General features: G+C 58.8%; 11 protein-coding genes and 1 pseudogene. 11 read left to right on the forward strand and 1 reads right to left on the reverse strand.

The genetic code is table 11. The annotated features are described in order from the left end of the window. From BGIM_RS66325 to BGIM_RS0147245, 11 genes and pseudogenes are all read left to right on the forward strand, one after another. Positions 1-331: pseudogene (locus tag BGIM_RS66325) on the forward strand (hypothetical protein); the annotation flags it as partial. Beyond that, positions 328-3,147, forward strand: coding sequence for a baseplate J/gp47 family protein (locus BGIM_RS0147190; RefSeq protein WP_020476536.1), 2,820 nt, complete (start codon positions 328-330; stop codon positions 3,145-3,147). The pseudogene BGIM_RS66325 and the gene BGIM_RS0147190, both read left to right, overlap by 4 nt. Beyond that, positions 3,144-5,675, forward strand: a complete 2,532-nt coding sequence (locus tag BGIM_RS0147195) for a hypothetical protein (RefSeq protein ID WP_020476537.1) — start codon at positions 3,144-3,146, stop codon at positions 5,673-5,675. Before BGIM_RS0147190 ends, BGIM_RS0147195 begins: the two co-directional genes overlap by 4 nt. A gap of 12 nt (positions 5,676-5,687) precedes the next feature. Continuing rightward, the gene (locus BGIM_RS0147200) at positions 5,688-8,189 is read left to right on the forward strand and encodes a hypothetical protein (protein ID WP_020476538.1); all 2,502 of its coding nucleotides are present in this window, start codon (positions 5,688-5,690) and stop codon (positions 8,187-8,189) included. A gap of 19 nt (positions 8,190-8,208) precedes the next feature. After that, positions 8,209-10,359, forward strand: a complete 2,151-nt coding sequence (locus BGIM_RS59655; protein ID WP_020476539.1) for a hypothetical protein — start codon at positions 8,209-8,211, stop codon at positions 10,357-10,359. Positions 10,360-10,383: 24 nt separating this feature from the next. Then, a complete protein-coding gene (locus BGIM_RS0147210) occupies positions 10,384-11,487 on the forward strand; it encodes a hypothetical protein (protein ID WP_020476540.1) in 1,104 nt (367 codons plus the stop codon). Positions 11,488-11,629: 142 nt separating this feature from the next. Then, positions 11,630-12,787 carry a DOMON domain-containing protein gene (locus tag BGIM_RS0147215; RefSeq protein ID WP_162136366.1) on the forward strand — a complete coding sequence of 386 codons (1,158 nt, stop codon included), beginning with the start codon at positions 11,630-11,632 and terminating at the stop codon, positions 12,785-12,787. A gap of 196 nt (positions 12,788-12,983) precedes the next feature. Then, positions 12,984-14,165, forward strand: coding sequence for an eCIS core domain-containing protein (locus tag BGIM_RS59665; protein ID WP_084760695.1), 1,182 nt, complete (start codon positions 12,984-12,986; stop codon positions 14,163-14,165). A 223-nt stretch (positions 14,166-14,388) separates the two neighbouring features. Continuing rightward, the gene (locus tag BGIM_RS59670; protein WP_020476544.1) at positions 14,389-17,205 is read left to right on the forward strand and encodes an eCIS core domain-containing protein; all 2,817 of its coding nucleotides are present in this window, start codon (positions 14,389-14,391) and stop codon (positions 17,203-17,205) included. A gap of 667 nt (positions 17,206-17,872) precedes the next feature. Next, positions 17,873-18,481 (forward strand): hypothetical protein, encoded by a 609-nt coding sequence (locus tag BGIM_RS0147240; protein WP_020476547.1) that lies wholly within the window; start codon positions 17,873-17,875, stop codon positions 18,479-18,481. A 182-nt stretch (positions 18,482-18,663) separates the two neighbouring features. Beyond that, positions 18,664-18,858 (forward strand): hypothetical protein, encoded by a 195-nt coding sequence (locus tag BGIM_RS0147245; protein ID WP_020476548.1) that lies wholly within the window; start codon positions 18,664-18,666, stop codon positions 18,856-18,858. 83 nt (positions 18,859-18,941) lie between these two features. Here the strand turns inward: BGIM_RS0147245 and BGIM_RS67725 are convergent. Next, a partial coding sequence (locus BGIM_RS67725) for a hypothetical protein (RefSeq protein ID WP_238537853.1) occupies positions 18,942-19,156 on the reverse strand: 215 nt, incomplete at its 5' end.

The raw sequence follows: 19,156 nt of genomic DNA on the forward strand, positions 1-19,156 counted from the left end.
AGTCGGCGTCGAAGCGGCCTTGGTCCCCGGCGCGCCCGATCAGGCCGGCTTGTTGTCGCGAGCGGCGAAATCGGCCATCGCGTTGTTTCTCCATCCAGTTCACGGCGGGCCGGACGGACGCGGGTGGGGATTCGGCCAGGCGATCCATCGATCCGATTTGGTGAAGTGGCTGCACCTAAAACTCTCGCCCAATCTCGCTTACGTCCAAGACCTGCGATTGACGGAGGCGGGGGCCGCCGTGCGCGAGGAACTCGCGGTGCCGGCGGGGCAGGTTCCGTGCGCCGGGACGATTCGCGTGATCGTCAATGCGAATGAAGAGGTGTGCCCATGAGTCTCCCGCTGCCGCGGCTCGATGATCGCACCTGGCAGGATTTGCGTGACGAGGCCGTCACGCTGATTCCCCGGTATGCCCCGTCGTGGACGGACCACAACGCGACGGACCCCGGCATCACGCTGATTGAACTCCTGGCGTATCAAACCGAAGCGAATTTGTTCCGGCTCGATCAGATCGGGACGCCATTCCGACACGCGTTTTTACGATTGCTCGGGGAGCAATATTCACCCGCGGGGCCGCGCCCTGCCGTGACGTTACTGGCTTATACCCCGATGCCCGAAGAGTCACCGGCGGGGAAGGAAAAGAAATCAAGCCTTTCCGAGAGTGACAAGACAATTGTTCGTGCCGGCGAATACTTGGTCCCGCGTCCCCCGGTTGACGGGACCGCAACGCGGCGTTACGGACACAATGGGTTCGGACACGGCGAGGCGATTGGTGTTGATCGAATTCGCCAGGCCGGCGAACCGGACGAAGCCATGTTGCATTCGGATTCATCGGACGAATCTCCGGTGGTGCCGGAATTTGGCTTTCGTGCCGCCCACGACGTCGACCTGACCGGCATCCGCCTGGCGGCCCTTCAATCTTTTGACGGCCGGGAGTATCGCGACCTGACCTCGTCACTCGCGCGAGGCCAGGCGGTTCCGGTCTGGGGTGACTGCCCTTCCGATCCCGAAGGGCGATCGGCGGATAAACAACCGGCGGTTTATATCGGATTGAATCTGCTTTTGGCGAAAGCCCTGTCGGCGCGAGACAACGCAAGCCCGCCGGCGCACGCCGGGCGGGGGGAACGGCTTATCTTTTCGACGCGCAATCAGCATGCTGGAGCAGACCATGCAGGCCAAAAAGCCGATTGGGCGTTCACGTTGTGGTGCGTGCCGGATGGCTCCGCGATCGGGGATTTAAGCTCCTTGCCCGAGAGCTTTTCGCCGACAAAAGACCCCGTCGCCCCCCCGCCGGCGGGGACGGCGGTTCCGAATCCGGCCCGCGGTTTCCTGCCATACGATCCCGAACGATCAGTCACGCCCCATCACGGCGTGACCGTTTGTTGGGAGTATTGGTTTGAGGACGCGTGGCGGACCGTACTGCTGACAGGCTTTCGTGACGAGACTCGTGGCTTCACTCAACCGGGCCGCCTCGTTTTTCCGGGCGGTATTTTTCCCCCGGTGAATTCGCCGGCGGCCAAGAAGACGGTCGGCACGATTCCAGTGGAACACTTCTACATCCGTTGTCGCTTGTGCCTGGGGCGGCCGGACGCATCGCCACAGTTGCGCCATCTCATCGCGGACGCTGTTCTCGTGGAACAATGGGACCGAACGTTCACGGAGAAAACGCCCGAGAACGGCATGCCCCCGGCAACGCTCGGCGAATTGCGGCTCGGCGACGAGGCAAATGCGGATGTGACAGACGCCGCGAATGATCTGGCGCTCCGGGGCTGGCCGGAGGGGTTGCGGGAATGGGACAAATGGCCCTTGTGGGGGGCGAACGGTTTCGTCGGCCGCGAGCCCGGAGACACCCCGCCCCTTGAGAAGCAAACAGGGCGGCCACAGGCGGTCGTCGTGGGCGTGGGAACAGGCGAATCAGACCAATATTTCGCGTTGCCGTGTCCGTCCGGCAATACGTTTCTCAACCCCGATTCGCCAGACAACGATGACGAGACGCCACCCATTCGCATCCTCACGGACACGCTTCAGGTGTGGACGTTGGAGCCGCCCTGGGGTTGGACTCGTTTCCCGCTCGAAGGCAAGTGGCGTGCTGTTCGCTGGCGCCAGGTTCCGGATTTGAACCTCAGCAATCGGCGGTCCGCCGATTTTCGCCTCTGGCAAACGCCGACCGCGTCTCCTTCTCAATCGCGCACGGGCAAGCGTTCTCGCTTTTCACCACCGGGCCGGATTGTGTTTGGTGATGGCGAGATGGGGCGGGTGCCGCCGCCGGGGTCGATCATCATGGCCGCCTACTCATGGTCGATGGCCGAAGCCGCGAATTTCGCGGCGGGATTCATTTGGGCGAAAGCGACAGACACTGATCCGGATCACCCCGGGCGCGTGGTGGATTTCCCAACCGTCCCTTTTCGGAATGTGGTGCCGGCCGGCGGCGGGCGCGATGAGGAGACACTTTCCATCGCGATGAATCGGCTGGCGAACGAATTGGCCGCCCCGGAGGGATTGATTGATCGGGCGGATGCCGCCAGACAGAACACGCTCGATGGTTTGTCGATCAACGGATTGCAAGCGCCGCCGATGGCCGTCAACCTGCTTGACTTCGAGTGCCTGGCGCGCAGCGTGCCCGGGACGGGTGTCGTCCGCGCGCGGGCGTGGGCGGAAACAGACCCCCGGCATCCGGGAGTCGTGGCCCCCGGGGCAATTACCGTGGTGGTCGTGCCGCAACTGCCATTGGGTCGCCCCATGCCGACCGACGGTTTGCTCCGACGGGTGCATGCGTTCCTTTGTGAACGGCGTCACGTCACGGGGCGGTCGTTCGTCATCGGCCCGGAATATACGGTCGTGCGTGTTCGTGCCACATTGCACACCTCCAACCGCAAAATCGAAAGCGTGCGAACGGCGGCCGAGAGCGCTGTGCGAACATTTTTGCACCCGACTCTGGGCGGGCCGTCCGGCCGGGGCTGGCCGTTCGGTCGCGATCTCCACGTCGGCGAGTTACTGCGGATTCTTGCGGGCATCAGCGGAGTGCAATACGTCTCCGGTTTGCGGCTTGCCGGCGAAAACGGAGAGTGGGGTGAAAAGGCCGTGGGCGTTCCGGCGCGGTCATTGGTGGATTTGACGGAACTCAACCTTGAAGTGAGAGGGGACGCATGAACCCGCTCGTTCCGAACGACGGCCCGATGTTTCGGCCCCTTGATCTTTTAACCGCGCGAGACTTGACGGATTGGAAGGAAGTGCCGTTGTTCGCGGCCGCCCGCCACTTTCACCACCTCCATCGACACTTTGGAGTCGCCGAAGGATTGATCGTGTCGCTGGCGGGCACGACCGTCACCGTGTCAACGGGGGTGGCATACGACACCCACGGCCGAACACTCCAACTCACGGAGCAGAAAAGGCCGGAACTGGAGATGTCCGGGCCCGAACTCAAGAATTTCTGGATTGTCCTTCGTGCCGCCCCGCCAGAGAAGCGCCAGCTCAACGTCATCGTGCCCACACCAACGCCATGTTGGGTGGAAATTCTCCCCGGCACGAGGGACGCGCCGCCTCGATTGGAGCCGCAGGATGTTCCGCTTGCTCGAATTTGCCGAAAGGACGAAGGCGGTCCGCTTACCCGCGAACTCGACAACCGATCAGTGGCGGTTCGCGCCTTTCGGCGGCCGTACATCGCCACGGGGGTCGTGCCGAGCGGGACGACATCTGTTCCGCTCCCGGAAGGGCGTGGCTGGGAGGTTTGGATTGATACGCGGCTGGCGGGGTTCTTGCCAAGCCACGATGCCAACAAACCTCATGGCCACAGCCCGTCGGCGGACACCCCGGCTGCCGATCCAAACGCCGGCCCGTTGACGGGGGAACCGGTGCTTGATGCCCCGGTGTACGTCGTGACGATCGGCGGGCAAAACACCGACGACGCGAATCGGTTCCGCACCGGGAAAGACGTCCCCGATCTGGTGGAAAACAATGCCCCGTTTGTCACGGTGTCGCAAGCCTGCCATCACGGGTTTTTGTTGCGGGTGGAATACGACAAACCGATTGATGACCTCAACGAACGACTGGCGACTCCGCTGGAAGTCCATTGGACCGGAATCGAGCAACGCGCGAAGGCCGACCGCCAGATCAAGAACGAACCGGGGCAATCCGAGGGTTTCAGCATGTCACAAACGATTGGGAGACGACAGCTCCCGTGGCCGAAATTCCGAGACATCCAGAGCTTGTCGGCGCAGGATCTCAATGACGTGCAAGAAACGGTTCGTGAGCTCCAATCGCTGCACAACCGTACGTTGCACGACTGGGGGGTGGCGGAAGGGTGTGCGGTTTTGCCGTTGCCGGATCGCCGGGGGGTGCTCGTCCAACCGGGCTACGTTCTGGACGTGGAAGGGCGAGAACTGATTGTCAGTGACCAAATCCAATTGGATGTCCCCGCGCAAAAAGTGGCGAGCGGCCCTCAGACAAGGAAAAGCTGGTGGGTGACGGCTTCGTATCGGACAACGACCGACACCCGCGATGAGGATGCGTCGTGCCGCCAGCAAGGCGTTCCGCTGCGCCGACTTCCCCAGGCGGTGATTCGGTGGCGAGATCCGGAGGAGAGCGAGGCGGGGAGCCGATTAGAACCGGGTTACGATGTCATTGTGGGGACGGCGGATTTGGACCAGGGCGAGGTGGTCGCCGTGAGCATGGTGGGTCGCCGGTCGGCAGTTCCGCCCAAGCGGCCGTACATTTTTGGCGGTCGCGAAACGATTGAACCGCCGAAGCCAGAGTCTGACTGCGATGAGCCGACGCCGGGTCGGCAGGCGCCAAAGAACGTCACGCCGGATGAACCGACTTGGAAGTGCGAAGGGGATTGGTGCCGCGTTACGATTAACACGGTCAATGCGGGTTTTGTTCGGATCCCCCAATACTTATACACACTTGAATTCAAGCTCGGTCATGCCCCTTACACCGCCGCCGCGCAACCCTTCATTGAAAACGTGAGTTCGACGCAGTTCGATCTTGTGGTGCCGCGCGTCGTGGTGGGGACCAAGCCGAAGGAAAAGAAACCGTATTGGGGGCAGTGGGCGATCATTCTCGTGCTGTTGTTGCTCTTGCTGCTCGGAATTCTTCTGTTTCACCTGATGCAGAATGAAGAAATGTGGACACAGATCGCCAGTAATTTGGCTGCCTTGGCGGTGGTGGGGCAGATGTATTGGACATGGCGGAAGAAGCCAAATGCCGCGCCCGCTCCCCCGCCTGCTCCCGCGAGCGAGACGAAACTCGCGGGGGCGAGTGTTCTGGAGTTCGTAAGGCGCCTGTTGGATGCGATTACCCCGCCTAAAAAGCCGGACCCGAATTCCAATCAGCCAGGACTGGGTGGCAAATCGTTGTTGGTGATCGGCGCGGGGGCCGTTGTGGCCGCCCTCCCGCACCTTTTGCTGACGGAATTCCTCAAGGTGACCGCGTGGGCGAAGGTGGCGGCGGGAATAACAGGGGGCATGGCTGTGGTGTCCTCCCTTTTTCCCACAATCCTGACAGTTATTGATCAGTTTCGGGCACATCGCCCGTCGGCGGCCACGGCCGGGCCGAACCCCAAATCTAATCCGCAGCCCGAAGAACAAGGCGAGCCAAAGCCGGGCGAGCCGGCCAAGCCGGAGCCCGAGTCCGCGGAAGAGAGCAAAGTGACGGTCGCATGGGTGGGAATCGAAGTGTAACGAAGAGCGAGCATGTTCCAATATTTGAACCATAACGATGATTGGCCTCGCGTTCGTCGCTTCGGCATGGAAGTCGATCCGGACACCGGAGCGCTCACGCTACGCAAGTTACCGGGGCGGCCGCAACGGATCGCCGGCGTGCCCGGCGATCCTTCGGACACGCCCGTGGCGGCCGGTGTCACGACGGGCTTGGACGGCTCGATCTATCTCTCCGATCCCGAACGCAACCAAGTCTTGCGAATTGAAGCGAAGAGCGGTTTGATCGCCCCGCAACGATGTGTCGGCTCGCACGAACCGGGCTGGGAAGTCGGCCAGTTAAACAGGCCGCAAGGATTGGCATTCCAATGTTGCCGCAACCGGTTGCTAATTGCGGACACGGGCAACAACCGCATCCAAATCGTCGACCCGATTCAAGAACGGGTGGTGGCGGTCTGGGGGCAAACGTGGCCGTACGAAAAGCCGCAACCGGCCGGCCGGTTCGCCGGCTTGGATGGCCCCCGACAATTGGCGTGCGACCGGCACGATTACGTTTATGTCATCGATGCGACGCCGGGGGATCGAAACGAAGTGGTCAAGCTCACGCCGGACGGCGAACTGACCGAAACGAGCTTTGATTGCGGCAGGTACGATCCGATTCATGTCGCGACCGGGCGTTCGCCAGCCAGCCGCGGCGACGCGTCAAACGATTGGGTGTTTGTGCTGTCGCTGACGCACCCGGACGATCATTCCAAAGCCGCCGAACTGGAATTGGTGGTTTTCGTGTTCCTGCCCGACGGCCGACGCGTTGCCGATGAGCCGTTGCAATTGCTCCGGGTGCCGCGCGTCGAGACGAAGCCGTCACGGACGCCCTCGATTCTGAGCACGGGACTGGGGGAGATTTACTCCGACTTTATCGCGACACGCCAACAACAAGCGGCGAAGCTTCGGCAGTACGCCACCGACTCTCCTGAACCGCCGCCCGCATTCCAGCCAGTGACCGCTTTTACGATCATCGAGACAACGGCGGTGGTGGCGTTGGCATCGAACCCGCCGCGAGTTTGGTGCTTCGAGTTGGGTGAATCCCTCCGGGCGAAAGATCCCCGCCTTGTCGAGCCTTCATGGCTGCCTCTTTATGACGGTCCGGCGGTGGCGCTCGGCGTGCAACACACCGCGCATCAGGCCGAAGTGGAGCCGCAATTGTTATTGTTCGCCGGTCCGGGCCGTGATGTGTTCCGCCTGACACATCGCGGCGCGTACCGAACACAAGGTGCGTTCCTTGCCGGGCCGTTCACCGGGAAGCGCAACCAGGTGACGCAATGGCATCGCCTGCGGTTCGACGGCCGCATGAGCGAGCACGGTTACACCCAATGGTTCACGTTCAGCCAGCAGGACCTCGGCGATCCAAGCGAACGGAAACGGATGTGGGAGCCGCCGCTCCGGCCACGCTCTGATCGCCTGCCGAATTGGTATCGTCTCGAGACGCATCCCGACCTCTTTGCGAGGCTGGAATTCGACCCCTTGGAAGAAACAACGCCGAAGCCGGAAACATGTGAATTCGCCCCGCTGCGAGCGAAGGCTGCCGCTTCGCTCACACCGCCAAGAACGCCGGCGCGGGTGTGGCACGCGTTTCCTGAAAACCAATTCGACGGGCTGATCCCGAACGACGGCGGCACGGTCCAGCATCCCGCCGATCAGTTGTGGATTTTCGGGCTGGTCGCGGGCGACGGCACGACCTCGCCCGCGTTGTCTCAAGCGCGTTTGGAAAACAATGCCGACGGCTGGCTGGCTGATTTGCCGGAAGCGTATCAACGGCAGCCATCACGCCGGGAAGTGACCCGTTCGTTGGTCACGTTGTTGCAGTCGCGGTTTGACGATGTCACCGAAGCCATCGACCGTCTTCCAGCGCTTTTTTCGGCCACCGCGGTTGCCGCGCAATACGGACTATTGGCTGCGGAACTAGACTGGCTGCGGACGGCGCTGGCGTTGCCCGCCGTGCTGCGAACAAGCGTCCTTCGTCACGACCAGGAACGCATCCGCCAGCTTTTTGCCGATGGCCCGTATTGGATGGCGAGACGGGGCACTCCTGAAGGGCTCCGTCGCTTGATCTGGCTGGCCACGGGCGTCGATGTCATGGTGGAGGAGCCGGGCTGGCATGATTTGCCGTGGCTTTTGGGGGCGCCAACGCTGCCCGATCCCGCCGACTCGCGGATGCGATTGTGGGATGACCTGGCGCACCATGTTGTCGTCCGGGGTTACGAATCAGACATGCCGGATCACAAAGTTCGCCAATTGATCGAACAAGCAGTCAGTGATCTCGCTCCCGCCCATGCCACCTACTCGGTGCAAGTGATTGAACCGCTGGCTCGCGTCGGCGTGCAATCGCGTTTGGGCATTGACACGGTGGTCGGCTCCGAGTCCCGGGCGACGCCGTGGACGCTGGACGAGCCGCCGGGGCCGGAAACGCCCCTCAATCCAACGCCGCCCCCGTCGACGGTTGGCGCGGCGCATTTAAGCCGAAACACACCGCTGATGTAACTCCTGGAGATGACCAAACATGCCTCATGCACGATATCGATGCCGTGACGAATACCCGCTTCAAGGACTGCCGTCTCCGGTGAAGAACAATTATTTTTACGGCATGCTGCTGACCGAAGAGGTGCTGCGCAAAGAGCAGAACTATTTCGACGGCAAACGCTGGCTGCTAAATCGCCTCGCGCTGGGCAAGGGAGTGCTGGCGGGCTTGCGGTTTGAGTTATTGGGTCCCGACAAGGCGCCGGCGAATAACAGTGGTCACCAATGGTGGATTCAGCTGGCGCCGGGGGTCGCGGTGGACGGCTATGGCCGTGAAATCGTTGTGCCCGACGTCAGCCGTCAAAAGGATCGGCCCGAGGTCTGTCAATTGCCGGTCTGCGTGTTCCAGCATCGGCATGAGGTATTCCCCCGTGATGCCGTCAATTTTTTGGCCGCGTTGTTTGAAAAAGATCCAACGGACCTCGGCGGGATTTACAACGCATCCAAAGACCCTCAATGGGCGGAAGTGCAAATCGCCTCGACGGGTGTGTTGACTGATCCGATCGACGTGAAGGCGGGCCATTGCGCCAACGATTGCAATGAAAGTTCGGTGCGCGAGCAATTTCGGGTGCGCGTAAAGCTGGCAACACCGCCCCGGCACACCGGCGGACTGGCGGTCGAAGAAGAATTCAACCGGGACGAAGACACGTCGTGGCCGCCAACGGGCAACCTTCCGAAGGTGTTTCCGCCGGAACCGCCGGAAGGCGTGCGCCATCGTTGGGAAGGGCAGTTGACGAAACGACTGGTTTTGCCGGTTACGCCCGACGACGAGACCGAACCGGCTTGGGTATCTTTGGGCCTCATTAAACTTACGGTGACGTGGGACACGACGGCTCCGGCAAAGCCGGAGGCCCCTCCCCTTGTCCAATTCAAGAGTTTGGCATTTTCCAACAACGGGCCTTTTTATCGCCAGCTCTTCAGTAACGATGCGCTCTCGCGATTGGTGTTCGGACTCGCGGATCGAGTTGACGAGGCATCGCGCGTGCGCTCGTTGGTTTTCCACGGCGTCAACGGCGCCTCCGGCGAAGGCCAGCACGCCGACGTTTATCAGCAGTTGGGGAAGGCGTTGCAAGTTCGGGTTGTCGACAGCCAATTTGATCCCAACGCGGACCCCGACAATTTTACGGTGAGTAATTATTCGTCTGTCAAAGTGCGTTTTGAAATCCAAACGGAAGGGGGGGGGATTCTCTCGAACGAGGACTTGTCAACCACGCCTTTCCAAGATGATCCAAAGAAGAAGACCCTTGACGTCGGGATCAACAGCCAAGGTTTGCTCGCCCAAAAAGTCTGCTGGCAACTCGGCGGGCAACCCGGACAACATACGGTCGCGGCCCGAATCGTGCCCGCGAAGCCGGAAGACCCGCCGTTCCATCCCGGTTCGCACCTGACGTTCCACGCGACCGCCAAGCCGACCGCTCCGACGATTATCGGCATGGAGTTTGACGACCTCTGGTTTCACGAAAAAAAGTGCCGGCAATATCACTGGCACAAGCACGGCAAGGCGAGGTTGCGTGTGACGTTCTCGCGGAAGGTCTCCGCTGACAAACTGCCCGATTCCTTCAAGGTCTGGAGCCTCCACTGGAACTGCCAGGACAAGACGCCCCACGATCCGCGACTGTTGAAGTTCGAGAAAGATGTCAGGCTCCACGCACTCGGCGCCAACAAACCGACGGAGGAAGCCTGTTGGGTCGCTGAATACACACTTTCCGGCGGCTTCCACCACCTCTGTCCGGGGGATGTGCTTCGGTTCATTGTCCTTGGCAACGTCACTCCGGAAACAGCCTTGAAGAGTGAAAAATCCAGTGGCTTCCCGACGCCGCAAGCGCTCGATGCCACGTTCGAGGGCTCATACATCTCCAAAGACGACCGCGACGCATTGTGGCGGCAAAACGCCGCCGAGGGTATCCCGGCGCCGGCTGACCAGTCTGCCGCGGCGCCTCCGTCCCCCGATGCCCCGCAAGAGTCGGAATCTGCCTACACGTATTATTACGGGCACGGTGAAGAACACCGGCACCCGAGCAAATATTGGGACCAGTCCCAACCCCGCGAGAGGTCACTACCGACCGGCGATGGCACGGAAGGTGGCGAGTTTCACAAAACATTCGAATTCCGGCTGCCATGTGATGGTTGCTGATCCCAAACACCGAAAGGAATAACCATGTCGCAACTTCGAGCGCCGCGAAACCCCGACAGCCAGGAACGGGCTCGTTATTTTGAGCGGCAAGTACCCACGGCTTTCGATCTCGCGCAAGACCGCGAGTATCTCACCCACAAATTCCGCCGGCACAATCGCATGTTGCACGGATGGGGGATCTGTCGCGGCGTGACCATCAAACGAGTTCCCCAAGGTCCGGAAAAAGGCAAGCCGGATGACGCCCTCAAGAGTTTCTTAGACGAGGTTTATCCCTTGGTGACTGAGTCGATTCGCTATTTGCCACCGGCGGTCAAACGCGAGACGGGAACGTGGCTGGTCGCGCTGCCCGGCTATGTCATCACACCGGTGGGGGATGAAATCTTTCTTCCAGAACCTGTTTTTCTCAACACCGCCGAGGTCCTCAACGGGGCGCTGGTGGCGTATCCGTCGTCGTGTGGCTCGCAGATGAATCCGTCAAGCAAGACCCCGAATGGTGAGTTCTATCTCATCGTCGAACCAACCGAGTCCGAAATTCGCCCGGTGCGGGCGGCTTCCAGCCGGTGCGGGGATCATGCGGAGCAGATGGAATTTTCCAGGGTGAAAGACACGATGCGCTTTCGATTGTTGGAAAAAAAACCAAACGAACCGCAGGCTCCTTTCGACGGCCCGGTTTGGTTGACGCAACTGCTCGGCCAGTCCAATCGGCGCTCTGATTATGTCGTGGTGGGCACGGTGAGGATCGTCGAAGGAAAAATTAACGGCGAGCCGGACATGGCGGCGCCGCCCCGTGAACAATTTCCCCAAGATCCCCCGGCGAACACCGGCGGTTCATCGGCAGTTCCGCCGCCTTCGCGGGGAGAGCCGCCGTCTGTGACGCAACAATCCGCGACGCCGACAGTCGCGTTGCCGCGTGCGATGGCGCAACTCCAAGACATTCAAGCGCTCCTTGGGGCGCACTGGGACGTGTTGAAGACGTTGCACGCGGACGACATTCTGGCGATGCCGGAAGACCGCTTTATTGCGAGCATGGAAAAGCAATCCCAATCTGGTTCCATTACCCCGGCGGACAAGGATAAACTGAGAATCGTTTATCGAATGTGCAAATTGTCGGCCCGGGAGCAAAAATGACCCATAAGGAGTTTCTCTCATGGCCGACAACAGCGAGCTGACACCGTCAAAGCTCATCACCCGAGTCGCCGAACTGTTGAGGGAGGGCCAGAACGACCGCGCTTCGTTTTTGGCAGGCGGCCTGGATGGAAGCAAGCTGCGGATGAAGGCATTGATCGAAAAGGTGAAAGCCGATCCGCAAGCGGTGATTGAGAACCCTCAGCCGATCGTTGATGAATTCAACCACGATATCAAGTCGGTCAGCGGCCAATCACCGTCGGGCCGATGGGCCACGGCCAATCAGACGCCGATCATGTGCGGGGTGGTTCTCGTTGTCTTGCTGCTTGCCGCTTTGTTCATTGGCCTCCCTCAGAAGCCAATGGACAAGGTTCAGCCAACGGACAACAAAATGTCCGCGGACTTAATCAACCCGCCATTGCCGCACATACCCATTGTGCGTCACTACGACAAAAAAATTGATTTTTTGCAATTTGGTCTCAGTCACACGATGCACGTCCAGCCAAGAAAAGAGTACGTCAAGATTGATGGCGACTTGAAGGAATGGGATCGCTCAAAGCCCGTCAAGTCCTCATTGCCTGTTGGCTCCTCGGTGTCGGAATTTATTGAAAGGAGTCATGCTTTTGAAGGTTACCTGATGTTTGATGAGACGTATCTCTATATCGGAGCGCACATCGCCGACCCTTTTCCGTTGCGCAACCCCCAAGAACCAACAAAAAAAGGCGACATTTACAAGGGGGGGAGTGTTTCGCTCCACATTTCCAGCAAGGACAATGCCTCCGATCAGGTGCGGGAGACAACACCAGACAATCCCTTGTACAGGATCGAGATGTGGGCCTGGAATAATACTAACTCGATAAAATCGGATCGAAAAGTGGTGCCGGGACTTCGGATCACAACTCAAGATGACAAAGTAATTCTTCTGGACATTCAAGCAACAGACAATGGCAAAGAAAATACTCCGGCCGGGGCTTTTGGATTCGATCTGGACAATTGCGGATACACGATGGAATATCGGGTTCCGTGGTCGGTAATGGAATATCGGGTTCTGTGGTCTGCAACCGAAAAGATGCGGATGCCGGCCCCCGAAGCGAAACGGGCATTGTGCTGGGATATTCATTGGTCGGACGACACAGGAACTGTTTTTTGGGCAATTTTATCCGACGTTCTAAACCCGGAAACGGCGGCCCGCATGATCCCTGATCTGAACCCGAAATCGGCGGATGTCAAGAAGCCAGACATGAGGGAATTAACTTATGATTTTCCCAAACTCTGGGGGCAAGCAGTGTTTCACGGCAAGTGACGTGGAGACCAACTTCTGGGTTCGGTTGCGGATGGCAAGATGAAACCGATCCCAGAAGTTGCCGGGGCCAATCGGACGCCGTCCCCGTGCGCGACCGACAGGTTCCGATGAGCATGCACTTTCTTGCCAGGTTGGGATGCCGAACGGCTCTCGCATCCGCCGTGGCGTTGGAAGCCGAACGGGAAAAGGATAATTCATGGCTGCGAAAGTCCCGCCGCAACCGCATAAGGCCAATCCCTCGCCGTCCAGCCCGTTGCGTGGGGACGCCGTGGCCGCCAGCGCGCCGATGGCGGCCAGCAACCGGTCGCTGGCCAAATTGTTTCGGATGGCCTCATCCCAAACGCCGGTGCGTTCGCCGTTGCCGGTGAGTTCGCCGGGCGATCCCGAGGAACGCGAGGCCGTGCGGGTGGCCTCAGCGATCATGCGGATGCCAGCGGGGACACCTCCGGTTATCCAACGCACATGCGCCACCTGTGATGACGAGCGCGCTCAACGGTCCGCCACGGGAGACGTTTCACCCGCCGGCCTTGCCCTCGTCAATCAGGTCCTCAGCGGTCCGGGGCAGCCGTTAAGCGCCGCCACGCGGTCGTTCTTCGAGCCTCGTCTCGGGGCCGACTTTTCGGCCGTCCGCGTCCACACCGACACCCAAGCCGCACGGTCGGCAGACGCCGTCCAGGCGAAGGCGTATACTGTCGGCAACTCCATCGCCTTCGCGGAAGGACAGTACGCCCCCCAGAGCGAGAGTGGGAAGGGGTTGCTGGCACATGAATTGGTGCACGTAGTTCAAAAACAGGGCGAAAATGCTTCGCATGAAGTTGGTTACTCCCCAAGAGCTATTTCGAGAACAATGATATTTCGTTCCGAAAACGACGCTCCCCACGCGGACGAGGACGAATGCATCAAACTGGCCACTTCGCCAGGAGCAACTTGTCCAGAACTCATTGCTTGCATTGAGTTGCTATTTGAGCGTTTAGAAAGCAGGGCGGAAGATTTGTTTGCCCATGGCGGCGGCGATCCTGGCCACAAGCTTCGGTATCAACTCATCCTTGCCTCGCTCGTCAAGTTAATTGCCACATACATGGCAATATGTAATACCTCCGATTATGTTTGGGAAACTGAGCAAGTGAAGGATATCAAACAACGGGTCGAGCAAATTCAGCAAAGACAACAAACTAATGAACCAGAATCGCCTAATCCCACTGGTCACGGCATTCCGGATTGGGTTTGGACTTTGCTGGGTGCCGCCGCGGCTGCCGCATTGATTGCTTGTGCGACTGGCTTTTGCGAAGTTGGTGCGATCGTCGCCGGTCTGTCTGCGACGGCGCGTTTTGCGATAATCTGGGCATTGCGGGCTGCAGGTGTGGTTCTCGCCGCTTAAGAACATCGAGTGAAGGATAATTGTTCGGTCAGTTGCGAGACAGGAGTGAGTGGGCGACTTTCAGTAACACTGCCGCGTTGAAATTTGCCAATATTCTCAAGCGATTCGACTCATGGCAACAAAAGTTCCTCCGCAAGCAACACCATCGAAAGCTGAGCCAACCGTAGCTCCCGCGACCAAAGCCACCGTGGCTCCTGGTGGAGCTGGTTCGAGTAACCGAGCGATGGCGAATCTGTTTCGCCTCGCTCGGACATCGGCTGCACCGCCGCCTTCGACGAACTTGACCATTAGTTCGCCGACCGACCCGGCTGAACTCGAAGCCGAACGCATTGCCGCCCAAGTGATGCGGATGTCGGCGCCGACCTCCACGCCTATTGTGCAACGAAAGTGTGCGGCATGCGACGAAGAAGAGAAAGTCCGCCGCTCCGCGACCGGAGAGAGTCCCGGTACGGCCCCGCCCATCGTCAACCAAGTCCTTGGCCAACCCGGCCAACCCCTTTCTGAATCTACTCGAAACTTCTTCGAGCCGCGGCTCGGGGCCGACCTGTCGGCCGTCCGTGTCCACACAGATTCGCAGGCCGGCCGCTCCGCCGACGCCGTCCAGGCGAAGGCGTATACCGTCGGCAATTCCATTGCATTCGCCAACGGCCAGTACGCCCCGCAAAGCGAGATTGGGAAGGGATTGCTGGCTCATGAGTTGGTGCATGTGGTACAACAGGGATCAAAAATAAGGCGTGAGACAGATGCACCGGCCGGGATGACGAGCGGCACGGCTCCTGAAAGTGTCGTTGCGCCACCGACCACCGATTCTGGACCTCCAGAACCGGTGGCTCATCACGATCCATCTGATGAACAGACACTCCAGAAAATTGCTGCGATCGTACACGGTAACATCTGGGTTGGTCCAATTCAGGAACTTGAACTTGAAAATCATTGGAAGACGTTTCAGGGCCGGCTTACCGGGCTGCTAAGAAAGGACGCCAATGTCACCAGGTTATTTATCGAAAGTGTGGATCGCGGTGCGGAGATCGAATACCTGGGCGATGTTGATGCGATCCGCAAGCGGTTCCTTGGCGATGTCACAGAGACGGCGAAAAAGCACATGGATGCCAACGATTCACTCATCGCGAGTGAAATCGACCGACTTGGCCTGAAACAACTCGGGCCAGTGTTCACGGACACGCAGCGTGGGGGCATTGATGAGATTCAGAAGGCTGCCCCGGAGTTCAAACGCGCGGAAACGTACAAAGCCCAAATCTTATCCATACCGGTAGGATACGAGTACGAAACGATTAGTGATGGGCTGGGCCACATTACGATCAAAAATGAGGTTGCGTTCAACCCAACAAAGCCGCCCGCGATACCATACACGGACGCCGAGACACCACCTCGACCAACCTGGCAACAAACTAACACCCAATACCTCAAAGCGGAGTCAGCGTTATCCGGGCTGAAGATTAAATATCCCGCACTCGCCGCCCTTCAGACAGCAGGCAGTGTCGATGCGGCCATTGGCACGGACCCGATGGCAGCACGAGCTGCGATACTAAAGGCATTCGAAACTGTTCAGGGCAACATCGTGCGAACCCGTGAACGAATCGCCACCCGTGACCTGGACCCTCTTAACCTGCAACCGATCCACGCCCAATTGTTCTCCGGGCAAAAGAGCCAGAGCATGACCGCTTGGAACGGGCAGTACGACCAATGGCTGGCAAAAGAATTATTAAGTCATCACGAGTCAGTTGAGTTCTGGAAGGCAATGGGAATCGGCACGGCGGCCGCGGCGGCGTTCATAATCGCCGAGTTTGCAACTGCCGGGTGGGCCACGGTATTTGTTGCCTCCGGTGTTGCGCTAAGCGGTCTTCAGGCCGCAGATAGTTGGGAAAAGTATCTGGCTGTTGCGGACGCCTCTAAAACGGCCCTCAATGACAAGCAAAACCTCGTTGGTTCCGGGCGGGCTTCTGATGCTTTGGTCGCCGCACTTCTCGACTCTGTATTTTTTTTCCTCGACGCTTACAGCGCCGCCGCCAAAGGAGTGAAAGGGGCGGCCACGGCTCTGGAACGCGGCGGGGTAAAGGCGGGAGGCAAGGAGGCTGCCGAGGAGGAAACAAAACGACTGATTGAGAAGGAAGGGCGTGAGGCCACCAAACGCGAGGCAGAGCGGATCGCCGAGCAAACTGCCAGGGCTGCGGGCAACGAAGGGGCGGAAGACGGGCGAGAGTTGCTAGCGGCGGAAATAACGGCCGAGGCCAAGAGCGCCACGAGTCATACCATACAAGTCTCCAAACAAGGTGTAATTCGCCGCTGTTCCTCACCCTGTTCAATCCTAGCCAAACGGTTCGAACATGTACTCGAAGAACTTCCCTCTGAAGTTACAAATTATCTAGAGGAACTAGAGCGAAGATCAGTCGAACTTGCAAATCTGGGCGAGAAGGCAAGCGGCAAAGAATCTCAGGCTCTCGCAAACGAGATCGCTGAATTCGAGCGTGAGCTTTCTGAGTACGAGCGGAAGCTCGACATTCATGACATCTTTGAAGAAGGACAAGGAGACGTGTCGGAGCGTTTGCCTCCGCGCACAGACTCTGGCTTTAATCCCACTGCGGCAAGCACTAAAGTGTTTCGAAAGATGCCTGGAACAGCTTCCGGCGGGGGAAAGTGGCCGGTCATCCGGGACGCCAACGATTGGCTCTCTAATGGCCGTATCATACAGTTTCCCGGCCAAGTTGCAGAAAAACTGCGTGATCTTCCTTTCGTGAATTTTGACCACTTTCGTATGGAGTTTTGGAAGGCCGTCGAGAAAGACCCTGTACTCCGCTCTCCTTGGAGCGCCCTCCCGGAAGACATCGCGAACATGAAGAGTGGCAAGCCACCGTTCGTGCAAAGCAACCTCCTGTCGCCAAATTACCGGCGGTCGGGCCCGCGTAGCAATCGCGTCTACCAAATCGACCACGGCGACCCACTCAAGATTACCGGAGCAGAAAAGGTCTACGACATGGATAACATGATGATCGTGACTGCGGAAGTAAACCAGTCACTGTAGTGATCGCCTATGAGAGTGTTACAGTGAACCTCATCACGGAATAGGTGAATTCCTGCAGTCAGGCCATATTGAACAGGCCAATCGCATGACTCCACACATCAACATGGCCATTGTCAAGCTTCCCGACGGAGGCCACCTGTCCTGCGAGACTCAAGGATCGCCCCAACGCGACCTATTAGTGCTTGTCCATGGCGGGAATATGGACCACCGCCCTATGATCTTGCCACCATTGCCGCCGTGGACACGAGCACCGGCCCCACGCAATTGGCAATCACGTCCGCCAACCCCGGGAACGGTGGGCTGAAACTGTTGAACCGGATGGTTTGATCGGATTGCTGCGTTCCGAACGCTTGACTTGACGGGGGAGCGGATTGGCGGGCCGTTTCTTTGGAATTCGTGTGGCAACTCATGAAGACGCCGGCGAGGATTAACGATTTTCAAGTGAAACGGCGCCGAAACTTGACGCTTCGCGTGCCAATCTGGAGCGCATTCATCACAGGCGTCCTCGGTGTCTTGGCCGCGGCCATCTGGTCTTATTAATCGCAAGGAACAACTCATGGCAGATGACCCAACTGCACGAACGCAGACCAGTTGACAAGAGTCTGGACTCTCCGCCGGGATATCAATAGATACTTTAAGTCCGAACTTATTCTCGCGAGTTCCTTATATGCCAGCCACCTCAGAACCTGACCGTAACGCTCTCGAAATAGAGCGTCTTCGCAAAGAGATCGATAAACTTCAGCTCGAGATCGATGCGATGCGAGCCAGTTCCGGAGTCGACCGGCTAATCGGTCGTTATCTGCCGTTGGTCACCGCCATGCTCGCCGTCGCGGGCTTTTGGTTTGGTGTGGTCCAGTATTATTCGCAACGCACCTTAAGTGAGCGAGAGCGGCATGATGCGCTCCTTCGGGAAACCGCAAGGCCTTTCTGGGAAAACCAAATGAACCACTACGTCCTGGCCTCGAAGGCGGCTTCGACCATCGCGAATTCCGACGACCCAAATGTTGTCAAGTCAGCCGAGACAGAGTTTTGGATTCTCTATTGGGGTCCGCTCTCTTGTTTTGAAGATATTCCGAGAGGTGATCCCACAGAAGAAAAAGGCGAGAAGTCAAAAGTTGAACAGGCGATGGTCGTGTTCGGCAGGCACCTTCAACAGGCACAGCGGGACCGTTCAGCACTTCAGACTGGGGCGTTGAGTCTTGCGCGCGCGATTCGGGATGAGATAAGACCACATTTCATCGGCCCGACGACAGTCGAGCCTGCCCGGCAACGTTGAAATCCGGCGGTTTTGGAAATCTGCATCTTCAATTGGCAATCTGTGATGAAAAAGCACATTCGGCCCCTCGAATTTTGAATTGTTGTGCAACTCGACCGCGGCACAACATTACGCCGGATTTTTGTACTCTATTTCAGTGGGCTGAAGACACGTTCTTGACGACGTCGTTTGAAAGGACCGACATGAATTCCCACATTGTGGCCAGAATCCAGATCATCGAAAGCTCGATACAGGAGGCAAACGGGATGCTGGAGGTGCTGGTAGGGGAATTCGTCCCGCAAGTTTCCGTCGATCTGCGAGTCATGATGGCAGAATTGGTCAAAGAAGCTCAGGCGAACCTCGCAATCGCCCGCCGGGCGATCACGGGTGAGGATTAATCCAATTCATTGGATACCTCTCCGATTCGAGCCACGATGAGATCATGAAATCGCTCAACGCGCCAGCCAGACCGCGTTTCACTTCAGTCGGCGATTGCCCGGCCGCCACGCTCCGGGTCAAGGGGTGCCGGCCAACGGTCGGAAGCCGTGACAACAATGACCTTCTGTAAGTGTTCGGGGTTGTCAACCTGGTTACGGCCGCCGTTCACGCCAGCACGCTGGAAAGCCCGAAGAACGCCAAAAAGAAGACGGGCTAAATAGGTCCCGCCCTGCCCGAAAGTATCGGTGATTTTAGACA

Source organism: Zavarzinella formosa DSM 19928, assembly GCF_000255705.1.
Lineage (GTDB): Bacteria > Planctomycetota > Planctomycetia > Gemmatales > Gemmataceae > Zavarzinella > Zavarzinella formosa.

Bases quoted from the DNA above. Each gene is read 5' to 3' on its own strand.
- BGIM_RS0147190 (WP_020476536.1), top strand. From the start codon at position 328: ATGAGTCTCCCGCTGCCGCGGCTCGATGATCGCACCTGGCAGGATTTG.
- BGIM_RS0147195 (WP_020476537.1), top strand. From the start codon at position 3,144: ATGAACCCGCTCGTTCCGAACGACGGCCCGATGTTTCGGCCCCTTGAT.
- BGIM_RS0147200 (WP_020476538.1), top strand. From the start codon at position 5,688: ATGTTCCAATATTTGAACCATAACGATGATTGGCCTCGCGTTCGTCGC.
- BGIM_RS59655 (WP_020476539.1), top strand. From the start codon at position 8,209: ATGCCTCATGCACGATATCGATGCCGTGACGAATACCCGCTTCAAGGA.
- BGIM_RS0147210 (WP_020476540.1), top strand. From the start codon at position 10,384: ATGTCGCAACTTCGAGCGCCGCGAAACCCCGACAGCCAGGAACGGGCT.
- BGIM_RS0147215 (WP_162136366.1), top strand. From the start codon at position 11,630: ATGAAGGCATTGATCGAAAAGGTGAAAGCCGATCCGCAAGCGGTGATT.
- BGIM_RS59665 (WP_084760695.1), top strand. From the start codon at position 12,984: ATGGCTGCGAAAGTCCCGCCGCAACCGCATAAGGCCAATCCCTCGCCG.
- BGIM_RS59670 (WP_020476544.1), top strand. From the start codon at position 14,389: ATGGCGAATCTGTTTCGCCTCGCTCGGACATCGGCTGCACCGCCGCCT.
- BGIM_RS0147240 (WP_020476547.1), top strand. From the start codon at position 17,873: ATGCCAGCCACCTCAGAACCTGACCGTAACGCTCTCGAAATAGAGCGT.
- BGIM_RS0147245 (WP_020476548.1), top strand. From the start codon at position 18,664: ATGAATTCCCACATTGTGGCCAGAATCCAGATCATCGAAAGCTCGATA.